Source organism: Azospirillaceae bacterium (assembly GCA_028283825.1).
Classification (GTDB): Bacteria; Pseudomonadota; Alphaproteobacteria; order Azospirillales; family Azospirillaceae; genus Nitrospirillum.
In genome coordinates this window covers 481,020-505,267 of sequence record JAPWJW010000004.1, presented here as the reverse complement: position 1 = coordinate 505,267, position 24,248 = coordinate 481,020, and the positions used below count along the sequence as shown (strand labels likewise).

Below are 24,248 nucleotides of genomic sequence, written 5' to 3'. Positions count from 1 at the left end.
CAGTTCTATAAAAACGAGTTTCGTTTAAGGGAAATGTTATTAGACATCAACGATCTGTGGATTGTGGTTTCCGCCCTAAAAATACAGGGCGTCGGCCACGTCGCGCAGCACGCGCTTCAGGTGCGACGGCTGCTGCCAGTCGTCGAACCGGATGTCGTTGGTGCGGGTATCAAACGCCCGGGCGTTGCGGTCCAGCTGGTGAATCAGCTCGTACAGGGTGGGCCAACGGCCGCCCAGTTCCTTCAGCGCGCGGGCGCGGGTTTCCTGAAGCAGCTTGGGCTCGACCGTGCCGTCGTCCTTCAGGGCGTCGATCTTGTCCAGCGCCTGGCCGTAGGTGGTGATGGCCCGGGGCGTGATCAGGATCAGCACCGTCTGGTCGACCAGCTGCGTGGAGTCGCTGGAAAACAGGTACTGCACTCCGGGGATGTCCTTCAGCAGGGGGACGCCCGAATTGTTCTTGGTGTTCTCATGCGCGGTCAAGCCGGACAGGACCAGGGTCTCATTGACCCGGACATTGGCCGCCGCCGACACCATGTTGCGCGACACCTCCAGCGACTGCGAGAAGGTGGACGAGGTGGTGGTGATGGGTTCGAACAGGGTGCGCACCGCCTTCACGTTCAACAGCATCTGGTTGTCGTCGATGAAGGTGGGCGTCACCGACAGGCTGACGCCGATGTTGATCTGTTCCAGCGAGCTGGTGCCACCGGAGTTGGCGGCCACGCCGATGGCCACGTTGGAACCGGAGAAGAACTGCGACGGCTGCCGGTCCAGCATGATCAGGCTGGGCTTGGCGATCACCTCCGCCCGCTGCCCCGACACGTTGGCCAGGTTCAGGGAATAGGCGATGGCACCGGCCGCGGACGTGCCCAGGCCCACGGTGCGGGTGAAGACCGAGGTGGTGCTGTCGGCCACATCGGTGGTCTTGGTCACCGTGCGCGTGGCGCTGCGCTGAAGGGTCACCGCCAGACCGTCCAGCAGGTTGATGCCGTGGGTGCTGCTGCGGATATCGTCGGTGCGCAGGATGGTGACGTCCACCACCGCCATGCGCGGCATGCCGCGCGCCTTGCACGGCGACGGCAGGGCCGTCAGGGCGATCGTCTCGTCCGCCGTCTTTGTAGCTTCACCCGAAGCGGCCGGCGCCGCCGCGGTGGCCGCCGCCTTGTCGGTCAGTTGCTGCTTGCAGTCGGACCAGGCGTAGGCCAGCGGCCCCTGGTCGGTGGTGGCGGCATCGGCCGGCTTGGTGTCGGTCTTCGCATCAGCCTTGGCGGCCTTGGCGTCACCGGCCTTGGCCGCCCCCGCGCGTGCCGCCGGCCCCTCGCCCTCCGCCGCCGCGTAGGCGATCTTCCATTCACCCAGCCGGCGCGACAGGCCTTCACCGGCCTGGCCCGTGAACGCGTCGCGATGAGCGTCCAGGAAGGCCTGCGCCTCATCGGTCAGGCCGGCCTGGGCGTAGATCGCGGGCACCATGCGCATGCCCACGGGGTCCTGCGGCGCCAGGGCCTGCGCCTTGTCGATGGCCCACAAGGCCATCTCGACGTCACCCAGGTAATAGGAGGCGCCGGCCAGCAGGTAGAGGGCCTCGGTGCTGCCGCTGTCCAATTCCAGGGCATAGGCGGCGGCCCGCTGGGCCTGCTGGTAGCGGTGGTTGTCGAAATAGAGATGGGTCAGCTGCAGGGCCGCACTTTGGAAATCGTGCCGCTGTTCCAGCGCCACCAGATACCCGGTTTCCGCCAGGTCGAACAGGTCGCGTTCGCCGGCGCGGACGCGCAACTGATAGGCCAGGGCGTTGGCAGCATGCAGGGCGGGATTCTTCATGTCCCGGGCGATGGCCTGGCCCAATTCCTGATTGGCGCGGGCGGCATCGCCCTCATTGATGGCCTCGACACCGGCCCGCATGGCCTGGCCCAACGGATTGGCCTGCTGGGTCGCTTGCCGGCCTTCGGGTACATCCGCCCCACCCCCGCCGCCCGAGGATGTGGAGCAGGCGGAAAGGGCAAGGCCCAGCGCCAATGCCGGCAGCAAGGCGCGGGTGGCGGAAAGCAACGTCCGGCGCGCAGGCCTCATTCGGGCCGGTGTCCCCTGCCCCCTTACATACGGCATCTCACCCATCGACCCCATCCAGGCACTGAAACGCGCGACTTGGGCCGCGCGCCCGAATTTCCAGCGCTTTCCCGGACAGTAGAGGATTTTTTGCGCCCTGTCCTTCACTCAAGAAGGCTGAAATTATATTTTGGGCATCTGATGTATTATTGCGACCCTTTCAGATCGCGTGCGGACTTACTGGCTGGCCCGCCGTATCCAGGCCCAGGCCTTGTGCCACACGGGCCAGCTTTTCCGGATTGCGGGTGATGTAGATGGCGGTGATGCGCCCTTCCTCAATGGCGAAGGCGGTGGTCTGCAACACCGCCCCCCGCTCCACGCTGACATAACCGGGCAGGCCATCGATCCGCAGGGGGCGGACCAGGATGGCGGAGGTGAACTCCCCCTTCGCGGACAGGCTGGCGAACAACCGTACAATGCGGGCCAGGCCGCGGATGGGGTTGAAGAAGGCGCGGACCTTGCCGCCGCCATCGGCATACAGCACCACGTCGCGGGCCAGCAGGGCGCTCAAACCCGCCACGTCGCCCAGGTGCGAGGCGGCGTAGAAGGCCTGGGCGATACGGTCCCCCTCCTCCGGCGCCACGGGATAGCGCGGGCGGGCGGCGTGGATGTGCCGGCGGGCGCGGGACGCCAGCTGGCGCACGGCGGCGGCATCGCGGTGCAGGGTGCCCGCCACCTCGTCCAGCGCCACGCCGAACACATCGTGCAGCAGGAAGGCAGCGCGTTCCAGCGGCGACAGCCGTTCCAGCGCCAGCATCAGCGTCAGGCTAAGGTCATCCTCCGCCATGTCCTCATCGGTACCGGCCAGGGGTTCCGGCAGCCAGGATCCCACATAGGTCTCCCGCCGCACGCGGGCGGACTTCAGCGTGTCCAGGCACAGGCGGGTGACGATGCGCGACAGGAAGGAGGCAGGCGCCGTCACGGTCGCGTGGTCCGCCTGGCACCAGCGCAGCCACGCGTCCTGCACCACGTCCTCCGCCTCCGCCACCGACCCCAGCATGCGATAAGCCAGGCGCACCAGCCGGGGCCGCTGCGCCTGGAAGACTGCGGTGGGGTCCGGCGTCACCTCCGCCTGCGTCACGCCTTCACCTCCGGATGGCCAGCGCGGAAACCCACCTGCAAGCGGTTCCACAGATTGATGGCGCCGATGGCCAGCGTCAGCTGCACCTGCTCCACGTCGGTGAACTGGGCCTTCAGCACGGCGTAATCCTCATCCGGCGCCCCGGTCTGGGCCAACAGGGTCAGGCTCTCGGTCCAGGCCAGGGCCGCCCGCTCGCGATCCGTGTACAGGGTAGATTCCCGCCAGGCCGGCAGCATGTAAAGCCGCATCTCCGTCTCACCGGCCGCACGGGCATCGGTCGCGTGCATGTGCAGGCAGAAGGCGCAGCCGTTGATCTGCGCGGCGCGGGTCTTCACCAATTCCAACAGGCTATGCTCCAGCCCGCTGGCCCGGATGCTGGCCTCGACCGCCAGCATGGCCTTGATGGTGTCGGGCGCCAGCTTGAAATGGTTGGGCAGACGGGGGGCATGGTGGGAGGTGGTCATCATCGTCTCCGGTCAGGGTCGTGCGTCAGTGCACGCCCTAAAGACGAGATGGCGGGGGCCCGGTGTGACATGGGGGTCAGGAAAAATCGCGGACAGCCAAGAACTGCCAGAATGTTCCTGGCAGGCTGTGATGCGCGCTTCGATTTTCGGGGAATATCTCCCCCGTGGTCAGGGGGCGGATGGGCCGCCTCCCCGCCACAGGAAGAGGAACACCTGGATGCTAATCCGGTCCTTCTTCCTTCATCTCCGCTTCCGGTTCCTCGGCATGGCCGTTGAACTGAAGCTAGGGAGGTGAAGGGCGCCGGGGAGAGGTACGAACTCTCCCCGGTTGCCCTCTTAAATTACCAAGAATTTCCTCTCTGGAAAACTCCCAGTTACCGGAATGGTAATTACCCCTAGACCAGCGCCTCATGCAGGCTGTCGTCCCACAGGGGGCGCACGTCGATGGGGGCGGGAATGACGCCGGCGGCGGCGAAGGTGTCGGCCACGTCCTGCTGTGAGGCGATGGCCGCGTCGCTGACCGGCAGCAGGCGATAGCCGGCGCTGCGTTCCCGGTATTCCTGCTCGTACGCCGCCTCGGTGATGCTGGTCAGTTGGGCGCGGATGCCGATCCAGCGTTTGGGATCCGCCTCGATCCAAGCCAGCACCTTGGCGTAGCGCTGGAAGTAATCGGCCAGGGCGCGTTTCTTCAGCGGGTCGGCCAGCGCGTCCTTGGAGGCCGCCACCAGGTAGTTGCCGGACAGGCGGTTCAGGCCGGTGGTCAGCACGCGGGCCCCCGCCTGCCGGGCCAGTTGCACCACCACGCCGTAGATGACCCAGGCATCCAGGCTGCCCTGCTGGAAGGCCGCCAGGCCGTCCTGCGGCGACAGGGCCACGGGTGTTATGTCGGCGAAGGTCAGGCCCTGTTCCTTCAGGATCTTCAGCAGCATGTATTGCGAGGTGGTGGCGCGGACATAGCCCACGCGTTTGCCCTTCAGGTCGGCATTGGTCTTCAGCGGGCTATCGCCCGGCACCAGCACCACCTGGTTGTTCACGTCACCCTGCAGCACGGCGACGATGCGCAGCACCGTGGTTGGCGGCGGCCACGAAGATGGGCGGAATCTCACTCATGCCGCCCACGTCCAGGGAATGGGCGTTGATCGCCTCGGCGATCAGGTTGCCGCCGGCGAACTGCGCCGTTTCCAGCTGGTAGGGAAAGTCGGCCACACCCGCCTTGTCAAAGAAGGCGTCGGGGTTGCCCCGGTACGTCGCCGCCCGCAGGGTGACACCAGCCAGGTCCGCGTCCTTGCGGTCGCAGGCGCCGAGGCTGAGCGCGCCGGCGAACAGGGGCAGGCTGCCCAGTCCCAGTAAAGCGGACCGGCGCGTGATCAGGGTCATCGGTGGGGCTTTCTTGGAAAGGGCTAGTAGCCGCGCGCCAGATCGACCACGTCCTCCAAGGGTTCGCCCTTATGGAAACGGATCAGGTTGCCGGCCAGCTTGGCCGCCAGGTTGGCATGGGTGTCGGGTGTGAAGACGGAGGTGTGGGGCGACAGGCGCACGCGCGGGTGGCTGTAGAACGGATGACCATCGGGCAGCGGTTCGGGGTGGGTCACGTCCAGCGTGGCCAGCGACACCCGGCCGTCGGCCAGGGCGTCCAGCAGCGCCGCGTCGTCGATCAGGATGCCGCGCGCCACGTTCACCAGGTGCAGGCCCGGCTTGGCGCCCGCCAGAACGGCGCGGTTCACCAGATGGTGCGTCTCCGCCGTGGCCGGTGCCGCCAGCACCACATGGTCGGCACGGGCGAACAGGTCCGCCACGCCGTCCACCCGTTCCACCCCCGGCACACCCAGGTCGCCGGGGCCACGCCGGGTGGCCAGCACCTTCATGCCCAGGGCCTGGGCGCGCGGCGCCAGCGCCTGGCCGATACCGCCGAAGCCGACGATGCCCAGGGTGGCGCCATCCACCAGGCCCAACGGCGTTGGCTGCCAGGCGGCGGCGTTCCTGATCCAGATGTCGGGGAAACGCTTGGCGGCGGCGAAGATGGCGGCCAGGGAGAATTCGGCCAGCGCCGTGGCCGACGAGCGCTTGGCCGCCGTCACCACCGGGCCGTCGAACAGCCATTCGGGATAGAAGTCGATACCGACGGAGATCAACTGCACCCAACGCAGGTTGAAGGGCCAGCCCAGGGGCTGGACCGGCAGATCACCGCCGGCGCGGCGGAAGGGGGCGGCCACGAACACGTCGGCCTCCCGCGGCCAGTCGGCGGGCACGCCGCGCGGCAGGGTGATCAATTCGACGCTGCCGTCGCCGGCCGAGGCGCTGACCTGGCGCAGCACCTCGGCATTGATGGGTTCGGGCAACTGGCTGGCGACACGCAGGGTCGTCATTCGGCGGCCACCACCGACTTGAGGGGCGCCGTCTCGCGCGCCGCCACCGCCTGGCGCACCAGGGGGATCAGGTCGCGGCCGTATTCGATGGCATCTTCCAGCGGGTCGAAACCCCGGATGAGGAAGGTGCGGATGCCCAGGTCGTAATAATCCAACAGCGATTCCGCCACCTGCTCGGGCGTGCCCACCAGGCTGGTGGAATTGCCCTGGGCCCCCGTCAGGGCCGCGATCTCCGTCCACAGGCGCTGGTCGCGCACCTTGCCGGCGGATGCCGCCGCCAGCAGGCGTTGGGAGCCCACATTCTGTGGCTCACCCGCGCGCTTCTCCCCCCAGCCGCCGGGGTTGGCCTCGCGCAGGGCGCGGGCCTTTTCCAGGATGCGGTCGGCCTTGGCCCAGGCCTCCTCCTCCGTCCGGCCCAGGATGGGGCGCAGCGACAGGCTGAAGCCGACCTGGTCGTGGCGGCCGTGCAGGGCGGCGGACGCCCGGACCCGGGTGATGGTGTCGCGGGCGTCGTCCAGCGGCTCCCCCCACAAGGCGTAGACGTCGGCGTGACGGCCGGCGATGGCGATGGCCTCCTCCGACGAGCCGCCGAAATAGACTGGCAGGGATCCCGCCACCGGCTTCACGTAGGAGAGGGAGCCGCGCGTCTTGTAATAGGGGCCGTCATGGTCGAAAGGCGTGTCGCTGGACCAGACCTTGCGCACCACGTCCAGGTAGTCGTCGGTGCGGGCGTAGCGGTCGGCCTTGGTCAGGAAATCGCCGTCGCGCTGCTGTTCCTCGTCCGAGCCGCCGGTGATGATGTGCACCGCCAGGCGGCCCTTGGCGAAATGGTCCAGCGAGGCCAGTTGGCGCGCCGCCAGCGTGGGCGCCACGAAGCCCGGCCGGTGGGCCAACAGGATGCCCAGCCGCTCCGTCTGCTGCACGGCATAGGCCGCGATCTGGAAACCGTCGGGCGCCGTGCTGTAATAACCGATCAGGATGCGGTCGAAGCCGGCATATTCATGGGCACGGGCAACGGCGCCGATGTACTCACGATCAACGATGGGACCGCTGGGCGCCCGGGATTCCGAGCCGTTGCGGTGGCCGATCATGCCGATGAACTGAAGCGTCTGGGACATGGGGGCGACCCTTCCTCAAGGATGTGCGGCGAAGGCGGCGCGGCCGGCGCCGGTCAGCACCACGTCCGCCTGGGGCGTGTGGATGCGGCCGCACAGCACGTCGCGGTAATGGCGTTCCAGGGGGTTGTGGCGGGTGATGCCGGGATTTCCGGTGATTTGAATGATCTTTTCCACCACCTGGATGGCATTTTCCGTCACCAGGTGCTTCACCAGTCCGGATTCCACCGTAGTGGTGTCACCCCGTGCTGCGGCATCCTGCAGCACGCGGTTGGACAGCAGCAGGCCGTCGATGGCGCCGACCGTTTCCTGGAAACGCGGCAGGGTGGACAGGGCAGCCCCCAGATTCGACGGCATACGTTGCTTGGCCCAGCCCACGAACCAGTCGCGCGCGGCATGCGCCACCGCGTCATAGATGCCGGCGGTCAGGACAGCGGCCCAGGCGCCGAACAGGGCGTCGCGCGGGGTGGGTGCGCCGGGCACGCGGAGATCCAGCCCATGGTCCAGAGGGGTGGGCACATTCTCCAGGATCACGTCGTGGCTGCCGCTGGCGCGCAGGCCCAGATGGTCCCAGGTCTCCTCCACCCGGATGCCGGGGGCGTCGCGGTGCACCAGGAAGCCGCCCATGCGCGGCTCCGGCTCATCAGTGCGGGCCCAGACCACCAGCCAGGTCAGGGCCGGGATGCCAGTGGAATAAAGCTTGTGCCCGCTGATGGACCAGCCGTCAGCGGTGCGCCGCGCCACCGTGGCCGGCAGGCCGCCGCGTGCCGGCGTGCCCAGGTCGGGCTCCACGCGCAGCGCGTTGATCAGGGCGCCGTTCTCCACCGCGTCGCGCGCCACGCGGGCATACAGATCCTCCGGCACCACGCGGCTTTCGGCCCCCGCCCCCAATGAGGCGTGGAACAGGTACTGCATCACCAGCACCAGGGCAGTGGCGGGATCGCCCTTGGCCACCGCCCGCACCACCTTCAGCGTGGTGGCGAGGTCGGCGCCGGCCCCACCCCAGGCGGGCCCCACCGTCAGGCCCAGCAGGCCGTGGGCGTGCAGGCTTCTGAAATTCTCAAACGGGAAGCTGCTGTCGCGGTCGTGCAGGGCGGCACCGGCGGCGAATTCCGCCGTCAGGCCGGCCAGGACACGGTCCAGGGCCGGGCCGTTCAGGTCGTCCGGTTCGGTGACGGCGCGCAGGGCGGTGGCGGTCATGCCAGCCCCCCACCCACATAGGTGCCGGCCGAAGGCGCGGAACAGTTGGCGGTATGATGGCCGCCGTTATGGCCGTTGACGCCAGCACCCACATGCCGGGGGCGCACCGCCACCGGCGGCACGAAGGACAGGGGTACCGGCTCGCGCACCGGCGCCTGCTCCACCCCCAGATGGGCCAACAGGCGGCGGCGCAGGGCCTGGAACTCCGGCCCCGCCTCACGCGGACGGGCCAGGGTCACCTTTTCCTCCACCGCCAATTGCCCGTCGGCCAGCACCAGGATGCGGTCGGCCAGGGAGATCGCCTCATCCACATCGTGGGTGACCAGCAGGACGGCCGGGTTGTGCGCCCGCCACAAGGACAGCACCAGCTGGTGCATGCGGATGCGGGTCAGCGCGTCCAGCGCCGCGAACGGTTCGTCCAGCAGCAGCAATTGCGGTTCGCGCACCAGGGCGCGGGCCAGGGCGGCGCGCTGCGCCTCACCCCCCGACAGGGTGGCGGGCCAGGCGTCCACCCGGTGGCCCAGCCCCACCTCTTCCAGCGCCGCGGCCGCCTGTTTGCGGCCGGCGTTCTGCCGCAAGCCCAGGGTGACGTTGCGCCAGACCCGCTTCCAGGGGAGCAGGCGCGGTTCCTGGAACACCACGGCGCGGGCGCCGGGGGTCGATACCTGTTCCGCCGGTGCCGCGTCCAGGCCGGCCAGGGTGCGCAACAGCGTGGTCTTGCCCGACCCGCTGCGGCCCAGCAGGGCCACGAACTCACCGGGCGCGATGTCCAGGTCCAGGTCGCGCAGCACGGTGACGTCACCGAAACTACGGGTGAAGCCGCGCACACGGACGGCGGCGGCGTCCTTGTCTGCAGTACGGGGGGCGGCAGCGGCGGCGTTGGATTGGGTCCATGGGTCAGCGCTCCAGGAAGGTGGGACGCCAGGCCAGGAGGCGGCGTTCCAGCAGGCGGACGAGGAAGTCGGTGCCAAGGCCCAGGACGGCATAGACGCCCAGGCAGACGACGATGATGTCGGTGCGCATGAAGTCGCGCGCGTTGTTGATCAGGTAGCCCAGGCCGGCCGAGGCGTTGATCTGTTCCGCCACCACCAGGCTGAGCCAGGCGTGCCCCAGGGCGTAGCGCAGGCCCACCAGGAAGGACGGGGCCGCCCCCGGCAGCACCACGTTGGTGATCAGTTCCAGCCGCGACAGGCCGAAGCTGCGCCCCGCCTCCACCAGCTTGGCCTCGATGGCGCGGATGCCGGAGAACAGGGTGAGGTATGTCGGGAAGGCGGCACCCAGGGCGATCAGCGCCACCTTGGGCACCTCACCAATGCCGAACCAGACGATGAACAGGGGCACCAGCGCCAGGAAGGGCAAGGTGCGCAGCATCTGCATCAAGGGATCGACCAGCGTCTCCCCCCGGCGGAACAGGCCCGACACCACGGCCAGCACCGTGCCCACGGCGACGCCGATGCCAAGGCCGATGGCGACGCGCGCCAACGACACCAGCAGGTTGGACACCAGTTCACCCGACACCAGCAGCGACCAGAAGGTGCCCGCCACGGCACTGGGTGCGGCCAGGACACGCGCCGGGATCAGGCCCAGGCGCGACCCCGCCTCCCACGCCAGCAGCAGGACCAGGGGCACGGTCCAGCGCGAATTGCCGATCCGGCCCAGCGCCCGCCACACCAGCGGCGTGGCAGGGGGCGCGGCGGCCGGCAAGGATCCGGTGTTGGCGTCGAGGGTCAAGGACAAGGCCGCACCTCATTTCACATAAAGAATGTGGTGTTCTGCGTTCGATATTCTCCATTAAATGCCGTGGAAATTTTTCCGGCAATGGACTTTTCGTTTGTTGATTGTTTGAAATTTCTCAAGGGTGCGGGGCACCGCTGGCGCGGCGCCCCGGAAACCTCATGCCAATGGCTTTAATCTTGACCGATCAAAGCCCCCTCAGACGCCGGGCGTCGCCATCCGGCGACTGGGCTTCCTCGCATTCCAGTCCGCCTGCGGCTCCCCGGAATGCTGCGGCGGACGCGGTCGCGTCCTACAGCGGTATGAGTCGTTGTCTCATGCCGCTGGTATCAAAATTCCTGCCGGGTCGGGCGGATGACGATCTCATTCACATCCACATCGTCCGGCTGTTCGATGGCGAACGCGATGGCGCGCGCGACCGAGGCGGCGGGGATCGCCTGCTTGTAGAACTGAAGCACCGTTTCCTGGGCGGTGCCGGTGGTGGAATGCTTGAGGTCACTCTCTACCGCGCCCGGCTCGATCGAGGTGACGCGGACCTTTTCGCCGACCTCCTGCCGCAGCCCTTCGGAAATGGCGCGCACCGCGAACTTGGTGCCCGAATAGACCGTTCCGCCGGGCGCGAAGACCTTGATGCCGGCGACGGAACTGAGGTTGATGATGTGGCCGCCGTCCTGCGCCAGGAAGCGCGGCAGCACGGCGGCGATGCCGTACAGCGTCCCCTTCAGGTTCACGTCGATCATCTGATCCCATTCGTCGGTGTTGACCTCCGCCATCGGGCGGATGGGCATGAGGCCGGCATTGTTGATCAGCACGTCCAGCCGGCCGAAATCCGCCACCACGGCGGCCACGACGGCCTGCACCTGGGCCTTGTCGGTCACGTCCAGCACATAGGCCCGGGCGCTGCCGCCGCTGGCGGTGATATCGGCCACGACCCCGTCCAGCTTGTCCTTGCGGCGGGCGGCGATGGCCACCTTGGCGCCGCGCTGGGCCAGCAACTGGGCGGTTTCCGCCCCGATGCCCGTGCTGCCGCCGGTGATGAGGACGACCTTGCCTTCGATACCCTTGCTCATGATGTCACTCTCCTGTTTTGCAAATGGGGCCCACAGCGGCACGAGCCGCTGGTAGGACACGACGCCGTGTCCGCCGGAGCATTCCGGGGAACGGGAGTGGACTGGAATGCGAGGAAGCCCAGCCCGCGGATGCGGGCGCCCGGCGCCTGAGGGCGCTCAGTATCAGAGCCCGCCGAGGCTCAGATATTTCAGCTGGAGGAATTCTTCGATGCCGTGGCTGGAGCCTTCACGGCCGATGCCGCTGTCCTTCACGCCGCCGAAGGGGGCGGCCTCATTGGTGATGATGCCTTCGTTGATGCCGACCATGCCGCTTTCCAGCGCCCGGGCGACGCGGAAGGTGCGGGCCAGGTTGGTGGTGTAGAAATAGGCGGCCAGCCCGAATTCCGACGCGTTGGCGGCATCGATGGCGTCCTGTTCGTCCTTGAAGCGGAACAGGGCCGACAGGGGGCCGAACGTCTCCTCATGCGCGACCACCATGTCGTCGGTGGCGTCGCGGATCACCGTCGGCTCGAAAAAGGTGCCGCCCCGCGCGTGGCGCCGGCCGCCGGCCAGCAGCGTGCCGCCCTTGGCCAGCGCATCCGCGACATGGGCGGCGACCTTGGCCACCGCCGCCTCATTGATCAGCGGGCCCTGCTGCACGCCGTCCTCGAAACCGTCGCCGACCTTCAGCTGTTTCACCCGCTCGGTGAAGCGCTGGGCGAAGGCCTCGTAGATGCCGTCCTGGATATAGAAGCGGTTGGCGCAGACGCAGGTCTGGCCGGCGTTGCGGTACTTGGCCGCGATGGCGCCCTCGACCGCCCGGTCCAGGTCGGCGTCGTCGAAGACGATGAAGGGGGCGTTGCCGCCCAGTTCCATCGACAGCTTCTTCATCGTGGCGCCCGACTGCTGGTACAGCAGCTTGCCCACCCGGGTGGAGCCGGTGAAGGTCAGCTTGCGCACCAGCGGATTGGCGGTCAGCTCACCACCGATGGCCACCGCGTCGCCGGTGACGACATTAACCACGCCGGCGGGAATGCCCGCCTTTTCCGCCAGGATGGCCCAGACCAGCCCGCAATAGGGCGTGAATTCCGACGGCTTCACCACCACGGTGCAGCCGGCCGCCAGCGCCGGGGCGATCTTGCGCGACAGCATGGAGAAGGGGAAGTTCCAGGGGGAGATGGCGGCGACCACGCCCACCGGTTCGCGCATGACCAGAAGCTGGCGCCCCTGCCAGGGCGAGGGGATGATCTCACCATTGACGCGGCGCGCCTCTTCCGCGAACCACTGCACGTAATTGGCGCCCAGCTGGATTTCGCCGCGCGCCTCGGCCAGGGGTTTGCCCTGTTCCAGCGTCAGCATGGACGCCAGCAGGTCGGCATTGTCGCGGATGACCGCCGCCATGCGCAACAGGGCGTCGGCGCGGGTGGTCGCCAGTTCGCGCGACCACGGGCCGAACGCGGCCTGGGCGGCATCGATGGCGGCCTTGGTCTCAACCGCGCCTGCCCAGGGGATGGTGCCGATCACGGCCCCCGTCGCCGGATTGCCGACGTCGTACCGCGCGCCGCCTTCCGCATCACGCCAGGTGCCGCCGATCGCGTTCCGCTCACGTAGCCAGCCGGCCGCCTTGAGATTGTTCAGGATGTCCATGGTGCTCAATCCTTCTTCTGAAAGGGGTCGGGGACTATTCCGCGGCTTGCGTGGCCGGGGCCCCATAGGTCGGGTAGTCGATGTAGCCCTTGGCGCCGCCGCCGTAGAGCGTCGCGGTGTCCACCGGGTTCAAGGGCCAGCCGTTGGCGATGCGCGCCGGCAGGTCGGGATTGGCGACGAAGGGGCGGCCGAAGGCGACCATGTCCGCCAGGCCGCTTTCCAGCAGGCGGGCGCCGCGTTCCACGGTGTACCGGCCGGCATAGATGATCCGGCCGCGATAGGCCGCGCGCACCGCCTGGCGGAAACGGGGGGGCAGGTCGGGCGCGTTGTCCCAATCGGCCTCGGCGATGGAAAGATAGGCGACACCGGCGTCGTCCAGCACCTTGATCGCCTGGATGTAGGTGGCGTGCGGATCATCCTCCACCAGGCCGATATAGACGCGATCCTGGTCGGTGCTTTCGAACAGCGGCGTGAAGCGCACGCCCAGCCGGTCGGCGCCGACGGCGTCGGACACGGCGGCCACGATCTCACGCAGGAAACGCAGGCGGTTGTCCAGCGAGCCGCCATATGCGTCGTCGCGCTGGTTGGCGTGGGCGGAGATGAACTGGTTGACCAGATAGCCATTGGCCGCGTGGATCTCCACCCCATCGAAGCCGGCGGCGATGGCGTTGCGCGCCGCCTGGGCGTAAAGGCCGACCAGTTCCTCGATCTCCGGAACCGTCAGCGCGCGGGGCGTGGGCGGCGGCACCAGCACACCGGCGCCGGGTGCCGTCTCGATGAAGGCGCGCACCTTGTCGGGGGCGATGGCGGACGGGGCGACAGGGGACGCCCCATCCGGCTGCAGCGCGTGGTGCGACACGCGGCCGACGTGCCACAGCTGGGCGAAGATCACCCCACCCTCGGCATGGACCGCGTCGGTCACCTTGCGCCAGCCGGCGACCTGGGCCGGGGTGTGGATGCCCGGCGTCCAGGCGTAGCCCTGGCCGCGCGGCTCGATCTGCGCACCCTCCGTCACCATGAAGCCGGCGCTGGCGCGCTGGCGGTAATAGTCGGCCATCAGGTCGGTGGGCACATCGCCCGGCTGGGCCGCACGCTGGCGGGTCAGCGGCGGCAGCACGATGCGGTTGGCCAGCGTGTGGCGGCCCAGCTGGACGGGCGAGAAATAGATGTGGTTTCCGGTCATCGTCTGGTCTCCTCCCGGGTCCGCCGCCGCCCGGGGCGGGCATGCGGGGACCCGTCCCCCGGCGCGGTCGGCGCCGGGGGTGATGGTACGGGGATGTGTGGTGGGTGGTTGGGGCCTATCGGCCCAGGCGGGGCAAGGCGACGTGCGGCAGCCGATGGATCCAGGGCTGGAGCAGCAGCTGGACCATCCTGATTTCTTCAGAATAGAAGGGCTGCGCCACCAAGGCGGTGCCAACCCAGTGCCAAAGGGTGCGCATGTCGGATGCCCCCGCCTGCCGTTTTCAGGTGATCAGGCGCCGACCTTCAGCGCGTCCATCAGCGCCCGGGCCGTGGCGGGCGAGGAACCGGGATTCTGGCCGGTGATCAGTTGACCGTCCTGGATCACGTAGGATGCCCAGTCGGGACCCTTGGAATAGAGGCCGCCCTTGGCCTTCAGCTCATCCTCGACCAGGAAGGGCACGACCTGGGTCAGGCCGACCGCTTCTTCCTCGGTGTTGGTGAAACCGGTGACCTTCTTGCCCTCCACCAGCGGCCGCCCGCCGGCGGTCTTCACATGGCGCAGGACGCCGGGGGCGTGACAGACGAAGGCGACGGGCTTGCCGGCGGCCACGAAGCTTTCGATCAGGTTGATCGAGTTGCCATCTTCCGCCAGGTCCCACAGCGGGCCATGGCCACCGGGATAAAACACGGTGTCGAAGTCGGCCGCTGAAACATCGGACAGCTTGACGGTGTGGGACAGCGCCTCGGTTGCCTCCGCGTCCGCCTCGAACCGGTGGGTGTCGGCGGTCTGGAAATCGGGCTCATTGCTCTTCGGGTCCAGGGGCGGACGGCCGCCCTTGGGCGAGGCCAGGACGATCTCCGCCCCGGCATCCTTGAACGTGTAGTAGGGGGCCGCCAGCTCCTCCAGCCAGAAGCCGGTCTTGCGGCCGGTATCGCCCAGCGTGTCGTGCGAGGTAAGCACCATCAGGATTTTCATGGGGAAAGTTCCTTCATCTTGTTGGGGCGGCCAGGAGTGGCCGATTGATTAGACCGGTCGTCTTGACCCTTGAAGACATTCACCGCCACCGGATCGTCCGTCGGACCGTCGGTGGCGCCGATGGACATTTAACTAACTGCGATTAGACCGGTCGTCTAGTGCCTATTTTGCTCAAGGTCGATTTTTCTGGCGCGAGCCCGGCACACCTTCCTCGCAGATCGGCTCGGCAGTTTTGCCCAATGAGACGGAGATTCGCGTTAACCGGCCTAGCGCAGCGCGAACGGCGCACTATGTTGTAGACGACTGGTCTAATGAACGGTAGGTTGGCGCCATGATGATCGCACTTCACGAACCCGACGCCCGCGAGACCATCCTCGCCTCCGGCCAGAAGATCATGAGCCGGAAGGGCTTCTCCGCCGTCGGCCTGACCGAGATCCTGAAGGATGCCGGCGTGCCGAAGGGGTCCTTCTATCATTACTTCGCCTCCAAGGACGCCTTTGGCGAGGCCATGCTGGTGGAGTATTTCACCGATTATCACGGTGAGATGGACACGCTGCTGGCCCGCCCCGGCCTGACAATGGCGGAGCGGCTGATGACCTACTGGGCCCTGTGGCGCGAGAACCAGGGCGCCTACGACTGCCAGGGGCGCTGCCTGGCGGTGAAGCTGGGGGCCGAGGTGTCGGACCTGTCGGAACCGATGCGGCTGGTGCTGAAGGCGGGGACCAACGGCATCATCGCGCGGCTGACGCGCGCCATCGACGCCGGTGTCCAGGACGGGTCGCTGTCCGTCACGGAGCCGGCGACGGACCTGGCGGCCTCGCTCTATTACCTGTGGCTGGGCGCCAGCGTCATGGTCAAGATCGTGCGCACCCACGACCCGTTCGAGACGGCACTTCAGACCACGCGGCGCCTGCTGGGCATCGCCGGGCGGTAGGCGTCCGGCCGCGCCAGGCCAATCCCACATAGCCGACATAACATATATTCATGACGCATCTTTTTGGTCGCCCAATAACATGTATTCAAAATACATGATTTAGAGAGCAAGCCATGGATGAGCGCCTCTTGGCCACGCTGGTGTCCCGCTTCTATGCCCGGGTGCGGCAGGATCCCGATTTGGGGCCGGTGTTCAACCGCGCCATCACCGACTGGGACCAGCATCTGGAAACCCTGACGGCCTTCTGGTCGGCCCTGATGCTGCCGCCCGAAAGGCTGGCCGGTCCCCGTTACAAGGGCAACCCCATGGCCGCCCACCTGAAGCACTTGCAGCGGCTGACACCCGCCATGTTCGACCGCTGGCTGGCCCTGTGGTCGCAGACGACGGCGGAGGTGCTGCCGCCGGAGGCCGCGGCCGACGCCCTGGCCAAGGCGGCCCGCATCGCCACCAGCCTGCAACTGGGCCTGTTCTACCGGCCCGCCGCCTAAATCCCCGCCCCTTCCCTTCGCCCCAGCGGGCGGCCACGCGGCCGGCCTGAGGGCGGAGCCTTTTGCCCACCGCAGATGAGGAACCACCATGCCCCAGCCCCTGAGCGCCGCGACCATCGCCATCGTCAAGGCCACCGTGCCCGCCCTGGCCGACCACGGCCCCGCCATCACCCGCGCCATGTATGCGCGCCTGTTCCAGGACACGCATATCGCGGCGCTGTTCAACCAATCCCACCACCACACGCCCGGTGGCGAGGGCGGCGGGGCGCAGGCCAAGGCCCTGGCCGACGCCATCCTGGGCTATGCCCGCAATATCGAGAATTTGGGCGCCCTGGGTTCGGCGGTGGAGCGCATCGCGCAGAAGCATGTGGGCCTGCGCATCCTGCCGGAACATTACCCCTTCGTGGCCACCGCCCTGCTGGCCGCCATCCAGGAGGTTTTGGGTGATGCCGCCACGCCGCCCGTGCTGAACGCCTGGGGTGAGGCGTACTGGTTCCTGGCGCGCGTGCTGATGGCGCGCGAACAGGTGATCTATGACGCCGTGGCCGGTGCGGAGGGCGGCTGGGCCGGCTGGCGCGACTTCATCGTGGCCGAGAAGATCGTGGAAAGCGCCGTCATCACCAGCCTGGTCCTGGCGCCCAAGGACGGCGGCCCCGTGCTGCGCCACAAGGCGGGGCAGTATTTGACCTTCCTGCTGCCGGTGCACGGCGCCAACCAGGCGCCGGTGCGCCGCAACTACAGCATCTCCACCGCCGCCAATGGCCGCAGCTATCGCATCACCGTGAAGCGAGAGGTGGGCGGTGCCGCCTCCCCCTGGCTGCACGACCGGGTGGCGGTGGGCGATGTCCTGCAGGTGTCCCCGCCCGCCGGCGACTTCTTCCTGGCGGAACGGCCGCAGCGGCCGGTGATTCTGCTGTCGGGCGGGGTCGGCCTGACACCCATGGTCGCCATGCTGGAAACCATCGCCGACCGGCACCCGGGTCTGGAGACACACTACATCCACGGTGCCGCCAACAGCGCCACCCACGCCCTGGATGGCCACGTGCGCGCTCTGGCGGCGACGCGGCCCCACATCAAGGTCGCCACCTTCTACGCCGACCCGCTGGCGGGTGACGCGGTCGGCGTCAGCCACGACGCCGGGCCAGTCACCCGGGGCCTGGTCACCCTGGACTGGCTCAGGACCAACACGCCGCTGGCCGGGGCCGACATCTATCTGTGCGGGCCCAAGCCCTTCCTGCGGACCTTCGTCACCGGCCTGGCCCAGGCGGGCGTGGCGGCATCCCAAATCCATTACGAATTCTTCGGCCCCGCCGAGGAACTGATGGCGGCGTAGCAGCCCCCCCGCCCCCATCACACCCTGAAGCCCCTGCCCGATCCCGGGACAGGGGCTTTTTTTCGTATGCCCTGAAAGAAATCGCCAGCCGGTCGGACTACCTTGTCAGCACCACCGAGGGACGGGACATGGACGGCGGGGATGAAGACCAGGATGCGCGCTACCAGCGGGCCGCCGACAGCTTCGGCGCCGCGCTGGAACGGCTGGCACGCGCCTATGAGCGCGACGCCGACTTGGCCCGCGACCTGCTGCAGGACATCCATCTGGCCCTGTGGCGCAGCCTGGGTGGATTCGACGGCCGCTGTTCCATGCGCACCTGGGTGTACCGCGTGGCCCACAACGTCGGCGCCGGCCATGCCCTGCGCCAACGCAAATCACGGCCCGACCAGGCCGCCAGCCTGGACGAACTGGCCGACCTGCCGGCCGCCGACAACCCCGAGGACGCCGCCGACCGCCAGCGCACCGTGGCCCGGCTGTACGACCTGGTGCGCCGCCTGAAGGCCCCGGACCAGCAGGTGATGCTGCTGTACCTGGAGGGGATGGACGCCGCCGCCATCGGCGAGATCACCGGCCTGTCCCCCGGCGCCGTCGCCACCAAGATCCACCGCGCCAAGGCCGTGCTGGCCCGGCACTTCCACCCCCCGCACTTCCACCAGGGAGGCCAGGCATGACACCCGAGCCCGACACCCTGCAAACCCTTTGGCAAAGCCAGAAACAGGAGATCGACGCCATGACCCTGAACGACATCAAGGCGAAGGCCGCCCGGTTCGAACACCTCGTCCGCCACCGCGCCCGCTGGCAATACGGCAGTGCCGCCCTCAGCATCCTGCTGTTCTGCACCTATGTCTGGTTCATGCCCGGCTGGATGCTGAAGGCCGGCGGGGCTCTGGAAATGCTGGCCGTCCTTTACACCCTGACCCAGATTCCGCGCCGGGCGCCGCCAAAGGCCACCGTGGCCGACGGCCGGCCGGTGGAGGTGGTGGACGCCTATCGCGGCGCGCTGATCCACCAGCGCGATGAGATGACCGCCGTCTGGCGCTGGTACCTGCTGCCCTACGTTCCCGGCATCGTGCTGATGGCGGCCGGCAGCGGGGTCGCCATCCACGGCGGCGGCGATATCGGGACGGCCTACGCCATCCTGGCCCTGGCCCTCACCATCGCCGCCCTTTGCCTGGTGGTGGTCTGGCTGGCCAGCCTGCTGGGTGCAGCCCGCCTGCAACGGCGGATCGACGACCTGAACCATTTGCTGGCGGAGTGATGGGCGGGTAGCGGGAGGGGGCGCAATGCCATCAGCAGCCCCCAGCCCCCTATTCCAGCATGGCCACCTGTCCACCCTGGCGCTGCCAAAGGAGGCGCGCCGTTTGGTCGAAGGTGGCGAACAACGCCCCGCCCAAGGGACCACCCTGGGCCGCGATGGCGCCATCGGCGAAATCACCGCCCGCTTTCAAGACCGCCAAACCAGCCTCAACCGCAGGCAAGTCCGTCTGGACGGTTTCGATCACCAACAATGCCTCGATCGCGGCGGCTATATCCGCCCCCGGCACCTTGTATTGCCGTCGCAGCACCCACACGAATTCACAAAATGCCGGCACGGGTATGGCGATGAGGCTCGCCTGCTCCAAAGTCCGTTTTGCGACCGCCGCCTGTTTCGCGTCATCGCCCAGGAAGGCGCGCAGCAAGACATTGGTATCGACAATGATCTTCACCGCTCGCCAGCCCATCCGGCAGCGGTGGCCTCATTGATTTCTTCAACCGACAGCGTCGGCTGACCAGGCCGTTTCAGCATGTCAAAAATGCTGGAAACCGGCTGCCCCGGCCGCGCCCGCACCTGCGCCCGCCCCGACGGGAGCAGATCCACTTCAAGCTTATCGCCAGGCCGAATGCCCAAATGATCCAGAACGTCCTTGCGCAACGTGACCTGGCCCTTGGCGGTGACGGTTAGAACGATGCCCATTGACGTTTTCCCGCTGTGTGGAGACAGTCAAAATGTAAGGCAAAATCGCCTTTCATTCAAGCCGGCGCCCCCAAAACCAAAGCGCCCCCACCGGTGGGTGGAGGCGTCTGGCATCTGACGGGAACAGCGGCTCAGTGCGCGCCCGCCCCGCTGCCGGCGGTCTTCTGCATGAACAGGGCGGCGGCGAGCGCCAGCAGCAGGGCGGCCCCCATCAGGTAGAAGGCGTCGCCGTAGGCCAGCAGGAAGGATTGCAGCTTCACCGATTTACCGATGGCCTGGATCGCCTGGTTCCAGGCGGCATCGGGATCGACCGTGCCCAGCGACATGAAATACTGCTGCAACTGCTGGATCCGGTCGGCGGTGGCCTCACTGAACCCCGTCACGTGGGTGGTGATGACGGTGGAGTGGAACTGTTCCCGCTTGGTCAGGATGGTCTGCAAGCCGGCGATGCCGATGGAACCGCCCAAATTGCGCATCATGTTGAACAGGGCCGAGGCGGAGCCCGCGTTCTCCTTGGCGATGGCGCCGGTGGCCAGCGCCGACAGGGGCGCCATCACCAGCGACTGGCCCACGGCGCGCACCACGTTGGGCAGCAACAGCTGGTCGGCGGCATAGTCCTTGGTCAGGTGGATGTTCAGGAAACAGCTGGCGGCGAACAGGACGAAGCCGGCGCCCACCAGGACCCGCGTGTCGAATTTCTTCATCAGGTAGGGGATGAAGGGAATGATGGCCAACTGCGGCAGGCCGGTCCAGGCCAGCACCTCACCCACCTGCTGGGAGTTGTAGCCCTGCATCTGCGACAGGTAGCTGGGCAGCAGGTAGACCGAACCGTAAAGCGCCATGCCCAGGATGATGTTGCTGACGCTGCCCAGGCCGAAGTTGCGCTGCCTCAAGAGGCGCAGGTTCAGCAGCGGATGGGCCACCGTCAGTTCGATCCACAGGAAGGCGGCCAGCGACAGCACCGCCACCACCGACAGCTTCAGAATGAAGGGGGAACCGAACCAGTCATCCTTGTTGCCCTCCTCCAGCACCGTTTGCAGGGCCGCCAGGCCGATGGCCAGGGTGGCGATGCCGGGCCAATCGCCCTTTTTCAGCAGCGATAGGTTCATGCGCGACGCCGGCAGGGTGGGGATGAGGGCCGCCAGCATGACCAGGCCGGGGGCGATGTTGACGTAGAAGATGTACTTCCAGCCATAAGTCTGGGTCAGGTAACCGCCGATGGTGGGGCCGATGGCCGGGGCGAAGGTGGCCGACACGGCGAACAGCGCCAGACCCACCGGCTGTTTGGAGCGGGGCAGCATGGTCAGGGTGATGGTGAAGGCCAGCGGGATCAGCACGCCGCCGAAGAAACCCTGCAAGGCCCGCAGCACGATCATCTGCTGCAGATTGCCGGCGAAGGCGCAGGCGACCGACAGCACCAGGAACAACACCGTGTTGGTCAGCAGGTAGCGGCGCAGCGAGAACACCGGCACCAGGAAACCGGTCAGCGGGATGACCACGATCTCCGCCACCAGGTATGATGTCGAGATCCAGCCGCCGTCATCGATGCCGGCGCCGATGGCGCCCTGAATGTCGGGCAGCGAGGCGTTGGTGATCTGGATGTTCAGCACCGCCATGAAGGCGCCGATCATCGACCCCACCACCGCCGCCCATGTCCTGAAGCCGATGGGCGCTTCCGCGCCGGGCGCTGTATTGGGCACCGCGTTTGCCATGACCCTTACTCCCGATCCCGCGCGCGAACCGTTCAGTTCGCCGCGTCCTTGGTGTTGATGCTGGGTTCGACCGACATGCCGGGGCGCAGTTGCACCGCGCCCTTGCCGGCGGCGGCATCGGCGTCCAGCACGATCTTCACCGGCACGCGCTGGACGATCTTGGTGAAGTTGCCGGTGGCGTTGTCGGCCGGCAACAGCGCGAACTTCAGCCCGCTGGCGGGGGAGATGCTGTCCACCCGGCCGTGGACGACCGCGCCGGGGTAGGTGTCGACGGCGATGTCCACCGACTGGCCGGGCTTCACGTTGGTCAGCTGCGTTTCCTTCAGGTTGGCGACGACGTAGACCTGTTTCAGCGGCACCACCGCCATCAGCTGCGTGCCCGCCTGGACGTAGCGGCCGACCCGGACGGAGCGGGCGCCCACCACCCCGTCCACCGGGGCGGTGATGGTGGCGTAGCCCAGGTTCAGTTCGGCCTGGTGTTCCGCGGCCTTGGCCTGTTCCACCTCCGTCAGCGCCGTGGCGCGCTGGGTTTCCAGCACGGCGACCTGCTGGCGGGTGGCGACCAAGGCGGCTTCCGCATTGCTGACGTCGGCATCGGCCTGGCGGTGCACCGATGCCGCCTGCTGCGCCTTCTGGGCGCTGCCGGCGCCGGTGATGACCAGCTGGCTGAAACGGTCATTGTCCTGGGCGGCGAAGGCCGCCGCCGCCTTGGCCGAGACGCGGCGGGCACCGGCCTGGTCGATCAGCGCCTGCTGCATGGTGATCTGGCTGACGATGTTGACCACCTTGGCCTCCGCCGTCTGGCGGGCGGCGCGGGCCTGCGCCAGGGCGGTGACCAGATCTCTGTCATCGATGGTGGCCAGCGGCTGGCCGGCCTTCACCACCTGGTTGTCATCCACCAGCACCCGGGCGATGTAGCCGGACACGTGCGGCGCGATGGTGGAGGCGTCGGCATCGACATAGGCGTCGTCCGTTTCCACCAGGAAGCGGCCGGTGGTCCAGTAATCAACGCCGGCATGGGCGGCATAAGCCAGGGCGGCCAGGCCGGCGCCGGCCAGCAGCACGCGCTTCACGATGCCACCGACCTTCGAGGTGGCGGCGGGATTTGAGGCCGACGGGATGCCGGCGGCGGTGTCGGTGATGTTGGCCATGGGAAGCCTCCTCAAAGATCGGATCGGGTGGGGCCGAAGACGCCCGTGTTCAAATTTCGATACAAGATGTACTGTTTCGAAATTAGCCGGCAGCGCCGCGTTTGAATACGAGACATGCTGTACCGGAATGTGTCGGTAATCACAGGCGGGGTTAGGGTGGGATGTCACCCGCCCGTCCCTACCCCATCGGGAGAAGCACCATGGCCTCCGTCGGCCGTCCGCGCAGCGATGCCAGCCACGCCGCCATCCTGAAAGCCACGTACGAGCTGTTGCAGGAAAACGGCCTGGCCCACCTGACCCTGGACAAGGTGGCCAGCCGCGCCGGCGTGTCGCGCAGCACCCTCTATCGCTGGTGGCCCAGCCGCGGCGCCATCGCCATGGAGGCGGTGCTGGACCGCATCGCGGTGGAGGCGCCCCTGGACATCAGCGGGGCCTCCACGCTGGACACCTTCGCCCGCCTGTTGCGGTCGGTGACCCGCGCCATGCGGGGTGCGACCGGCCGCATCGTCGCCGGCATCCTGGCGGAATGCCAGCGCGACCCGGAAACCCTGCGCCTGTTCCAGGAAGGTTTCCTGATTCCGCGCCGGGCCAAGGCCATCCAGCTGCTGCAACGGGGCATGGAGGAAGGGGCGCTGCGGCCCAACCTGGACCCCAACACCATCCTGGACCTGACCTTCGGGTCGCTCTACTACCGGCTGATCCTGAACATCCCGCTGGAAGAGGCATGGACCGAGGGCATCGTGGACATCATGATCCACGGCATCGCAGCCAAGGGGGAGTAAACGAGGCTAGGGATCACACGCTTCCCTTGCGCCGGTCCGCATGGCGGGCACGAATGGCGGCGTACACATCCTCCGCCGGCACGCCCCGCGATGGGTCGGCCTTCATCGCGTCATAAACCGGCACCACCTCTTCGCGCAGCCACCGCTCCACAGCGGCGTCACGCTCCTGCAAAGCACGGATGCCGGCGCGCACCACTTCGCTGGCACTGGCGTAAGCGCCGGTCGCGACCATGTCATCGATGTAGGCGGTCTGTTCGGTCGGCAGGGTGAATGACCGTTTCTCGGGTGCCGCCATGCGGACCTTCCCTCGCCATGTCATGAAGCCGGTATGATGATATCGTACCGGCCAACCCTTCTCAAGCATCGCTCAGCACATGACCTTTCCCAAAAGGCCATTCAAATTGCCGAGCCGCCGGGCTAAAACCTCAATATATGTTGGGATAAGGTGGGATGGATCATGGCGGATGCGTCGACGGGCAAACCCTTCAACATCAAGGCCCTGATGTCCGTCGGCCAGGTGGCGGAGCGGGCGGGGGTGGCGGTGTCCGCCCTGCACTTCTACGAACGCCAGGGCCTGATCAGCAGCCTGCGGTCGGGCGGCAACCAGCGGCGCTATGCCCGCGACGTGCTGCGCCGCGTCGCCTTCATCAAGGCCGCACAGGCAGTGGGCATTCCGCTGGCCGATATCGCCGCCGCCTTGGCCGGCCTGCCCGACGGCCGCACCCCCACCCGCGCCGACTGGGCCCGCCTGTCCGCGCTATGGCGTGAACGCCTGGACCAGCAGATCCTCACCCTGACCGCGCTGCGTGACACGCTGGACCAGTGCATCGGCTGCGGCTGCCTGTCCATCGAGGTCTGCCGCCTGCACAACCCGGCGGACAAGCTGGGCGCGCTGGGCCCCGGGGCGCGCCGCCTGCCGGGCGCCCCCGAATAAGGTTTGTGACAACGTTGTCACAACCTGCTAGGGTTTCCCCATAATC

General features: G+C 67.7%; 26 protein-coding genes. 7 read left to right on the top strand and 19 right to left on the bottom strand.

The window, feature by feature from the left end; translation table 11 throughout:
* Positions 1-75: 75 nt before the first annotated feature.
* The 14 genes from PW843_26435 to PW843_26370 all read right to left on the bottom strand — a co-directional run bounded on the left by PW843_26435 (position 76) and on the right by PW843_26370 (position 14,914).
* Positions 76-2,064: a hypothetical protein gene (locus tag PW843_26435; protein MDE1150107.1), complete on the bottom strand. Its 1,989-nt coding sequence runs from the start codon at positions 2,062-2,064 to the stop codon at positions 76-78.
* 196 nt (positions 2,065-2,260) lie between these two features.
* The gene (locus PW843_26430; protein MDE1150106.1) at positions 2,261-3,181 is read right to left on the bottom strand and encodes a sigma-70 family RNA polymerase sigma factor; all 921 of its coding nucleotides are present in this window, start codon (positions 3,179-3,181) and stop codon (positions 2,261-2,263) included.
* Positions 3,178-3,648, bottom strand: a complete 471-nt coding sequence (locus tag PW843_26425) for a carboxymuconolactone decarboxylase family protein (GenBank protein MDE1150105.1) — start codon at positions 3,646-3,648, stop codon at positions 3,178-3,180. The genes PW843_26430 and PW843_26425 overlap by 4 nt, the downstream gene beginning before the upstream one ends.
* Positions 3,649-4,040: 392 nt before the next feature.
* Positions 4,041-4,712: an ABC transporter substrate-binding protein gene (locus tag PW843_26420; protein ID MDE1150104.1), complete on the bottom strand. Its 672-nt coding sequence runs from the start codon at positions 4,710-4,712 to the stop codon at positions 4,041-4,043.
* On the bottom strand, positions 4,681-5,022 hold the full coding sequence (locus PW843_26415) for a hypothetical protein (protein ID MDE1150103.1): 342 nt from the start codon (positions 5,020-5,022) through the stop codon (positions 4,681-4,683). The genes PW843_26420 and PW843_26415 overlap by 32 nt, the downstream gene beginning before the upstream one ends.
* Before the next feature lie 23 nt (positions 5,023-5,045).
* A complete protein-coding gene (locus PW843_26410; GenBank protein MDE1150102.1) occupies positions 5,046-6,011 on the bottom strand; it encodes a D-isomer specific 2-hydroxyacid dehydrogenase family protein in 966 nt (321 codons plus the stop codon).
* Positions 6,008-7,129, bottom strand: coding sequence for an LLM class flavin-dependent oxidoreductase (locus PW843_26405; protein MDE1150101.1), 1,122 nt, complete (start codon positions 7,127-7,129; stop codon positions 6,008-6,010). Before PW843_26405 ends, PW843_26410 begins: the two co-directional genes overlap by 4 nt.
* A 15-nt stretch (positions 7,130-7,144) precedes the next feature.
* Positions 7,145-8,326 (bottom strand): acyl-CoA/acyl-ACP dehydrogenase, encoded by a 1,182-nt coding sequence (locus tag PW843_26400; protein ID MDE1150100.1) that lies wholly within the window; start codon positions 8,324-8,326, stop codon positions 7,145-7,147.
* Entirely contained in the window at positions 8,323-9,153 is an 831-nt protein-coding gene (locus PW843_26395) for an ABC transporter ATP-binding protein (GenBank protein MDE1150099.1), read from the bottom strand. The genes PW843_26400 and PW843_26395 overlap by 4 nt, the downstream gene beginning before the upstream one ends.
* A 70-nt stretch (positions 9,154-9,223) precedes the next feature.
* A complete protein-coding gene (locus PW843_26390; GenBank protein MDE1150098.1) occupies positions 9,224-10,063 on the bottom strand; it encodes an ABC transporter permease in 840 nt (279 codons plus the stop codon).
* A gap of 326 nt (positions 10,064-10,389) precedes the next feature.
* On the bottom strand, positions 10,390-11,130 hold the full coding sequence (locus PW843_26385; protein ID MDE1150097.1) for an SDR family oxidoreductase: 741 nt from the start codon (positions 11,128-11,130) through the stop codon (positions 10,390-10,392).
* A 162-nt stretch (positions 11,131-11,292) separates the two neighbouring features.
* The gene (locus PW843_26380; protein ID MDE1150096.1) at positions 11,293-12,756 is read right to left on the bottom strand and encodes an NAD-dependent succinate-semialdehyde dehydrogenase; all 1,464 of its coding nucleotides are present in this window, start codon (positions 12,754-12,756) and stop codon (positions 11,293-11,295) included.
* A 34-nt stretch (positions 12,757-12,790) separates the two neighbouring features.
* Complete coding sequence (locus PW843_26375; protein MDE1150095.1) at positions 12,791-13,939, bottom strand: alkene reductase; 1,149 nt, start codon at positions 13,937-13,939, stop codon at positions 12,791-12,793.
* A gap of 288 nt (positions 13,940-14,227) precedes the next feature.
* Positions 14,228-14,914, bottom strand: coding sequence for a type 1 glutamine amidotransferase domain-containing protein (locus PW843_26370; protein MDE1150094.1), 687 nt, complete (start codon positions 14,912-14,914; stop codon positions 14,228-14,230).
* Positions 14,915-15,245: 331 nt separating this feature from the next.
* On the opposite strand from PW843_26370, the gene PW843_26365 reads away from it, so the two are divergent.
* The 5 genes from PW843_26365 to PW843_26345 all read left to right on the top strand — a co-directional run bounded on the left by PW843_26365 (position 15,246) and on the right by PW843_26345 (position 18,927).
* Positions 15,246-15,848, top strand: coding sequence for a TetR/AcrR family transcriptional regulator (locus PW843_26365; protein ID MDE1150093.1), 603 nt, complete (start codon positions 15,246-15,248; stop codon positions 15,846-15,848).
* A 113-nt stretch (positions 15,849-15,961) separates the two neighbouring features.
* Positions 15,962-16,336 (top strand): group III truncated hemoglobin, encoded by a 375-nt coding sequence (locus PW843_26360; protein ID MDE1150092.1) that lies wholly within the window; start codon positions 15,962-15,964, stop codon positions 16,334-16,336.
* An 88-nt stretch (positions 16,337-16,424) separates the two neighbouring features.
* Positions 16,425-17,669: an NO-inducible flavohemoprotein gene (gene hmpA / locus PW843_26355; protein ID MDE1150091.1), complete on the top strand. Its 1,245-nt coding sequence runs from the start codon at positions 16,425-16,427 to the stop codon at positions 17,667-17,669.
* Between the two features lie 128 nt (positions 17,670-17,797).
* Positions 17,798-18,340 (top strand): sigma-70 family RNA polymerase sigma factor, encoded by a 543-nt coding sequence (locus tag PW843_26350; protein ID MDE1150090.1) that lies wholly within the window; start codon positions 17,798-17,800, stop codon positions 18,338-18,340.
* Complete coding sequence (locus tag PW843_26345; GenBank protein MDE1150089.1) at positions 18,337-18,927, top strand: hypothetical protein; 591 nt, start codon at positions 18,337-18,339, stop codon at positions 18,925-18,927. The genes PW843_26350 and PW843_26345 overlap by 4 nt, the downstream gene beginning before the upstream one ends.
* Positions 18,928-18,976: 49 nt before the next feature.
* Here the strand turns inward: PW843_26345 and PW843_26340 are convergent, their stop codons facing one another.
* The 4 genes from PW843_26340 to PW843_26325 all read right to left on the bottom strand — a co-directional run bounded on the left by PW843_26340 (position 18,977) and on the right by PW843_26325 (position 22,486).
* A complete protein-coding gene (locus PW843_26340) occupies positions 18,977-19,375 on the bottom strand; it encodes a type II toxin-antitoxin system VapC family toxin (GenBank protein ID MDE1150088.1) in 399 nt (132 codons plus the stop codon).
* Positions 19,372-19,623 carry an AbrB/MazE/SpoVT family DNA-binding domain-containing protein gene (locus tag PW843_26335; protein MDE1150087.1) on the bottom strand — a complete coding sequence of 84 codons (252 nt, stop codon included), beginning with the start codon at positions 19,621-19,623 and terminating at the stop codon, positions 19,372-19,374. The genes PW843_26340 and PW843_26335 overlap by 4 nt, the downstream gene beginning before the upstream one ends.
* A 131-nt stretch (positions 19,624-19,754) precedes the next feature.
* Entirely contained in the window at positions 19,755-21,335 is a 1,581-nt protein-coding gene (locus PW843_26330; protein ID MDE1150086.1) for a DHA2 family efflux MFS transporter permease subunit, read from the bottom strand.
* Between the two features lie 32 nt (positions 21,336-21,367).
* Positions 21,368-22,486: an HlyD family secretion protein gene (locus tag PW843_26325; GenBank protein ID MDE1150085.1), complete on the bottom strand. Its 1,119-nt coding sequence runs from the start codon at positions 22,484-22,486 to the stop codon at positions 21,368-21,370.
* Between the two features lie 200 nt (positions 22,487-22,686).
* Here PW843_26325 and PW843_26320 point away from each other — a divergent pair, with 200 nt between their 5' ends.
* Entirely contained in the window at positions 22,687-23,268 is a 582-nt protein-coding gene (locus tag PW843_26320) for a TetR/AcrR family transcriptional regulator (GenBank protein MDE1150084.1), read from the top strand.
* Between the two features lie 13 nt (positions 23,269-23,281).
* Here the strand turns inward: PW843_26320 and PW843_26315 are convergent, their stop codons facing one another.
* Positions 23,282-23,563 carry a type II toxin-antitoxin system ParD family antitoxin gene (locus tag PW843_26315; GenBank protein MDE1150083.1) on the bottom strand — a complete coding sequence of 94 codons (282 nt, stop codon included), beginning with the start codon at positions 23,561-23,563 and terminating at the stop codon, positions 23,282-23,284.
* Positions 23,564-23,725: 162 nt separating this feature from the next.
* On the opposite strand from PW843_26315, the gene soxR reads away from it, so the two are divergent.
* A complete protein-coding gene (gene soxR, locus PW843_26310) occupies positions 23,726-24,202 on the top strand; it encodes a redox-sensitive transcriptional activator SoxR (protein ID MDE1150082.1) in 477 nt (158 codons plus the stop codon).
* Positions 24,203-24,248: the final 46 nt, after the last annotated feature.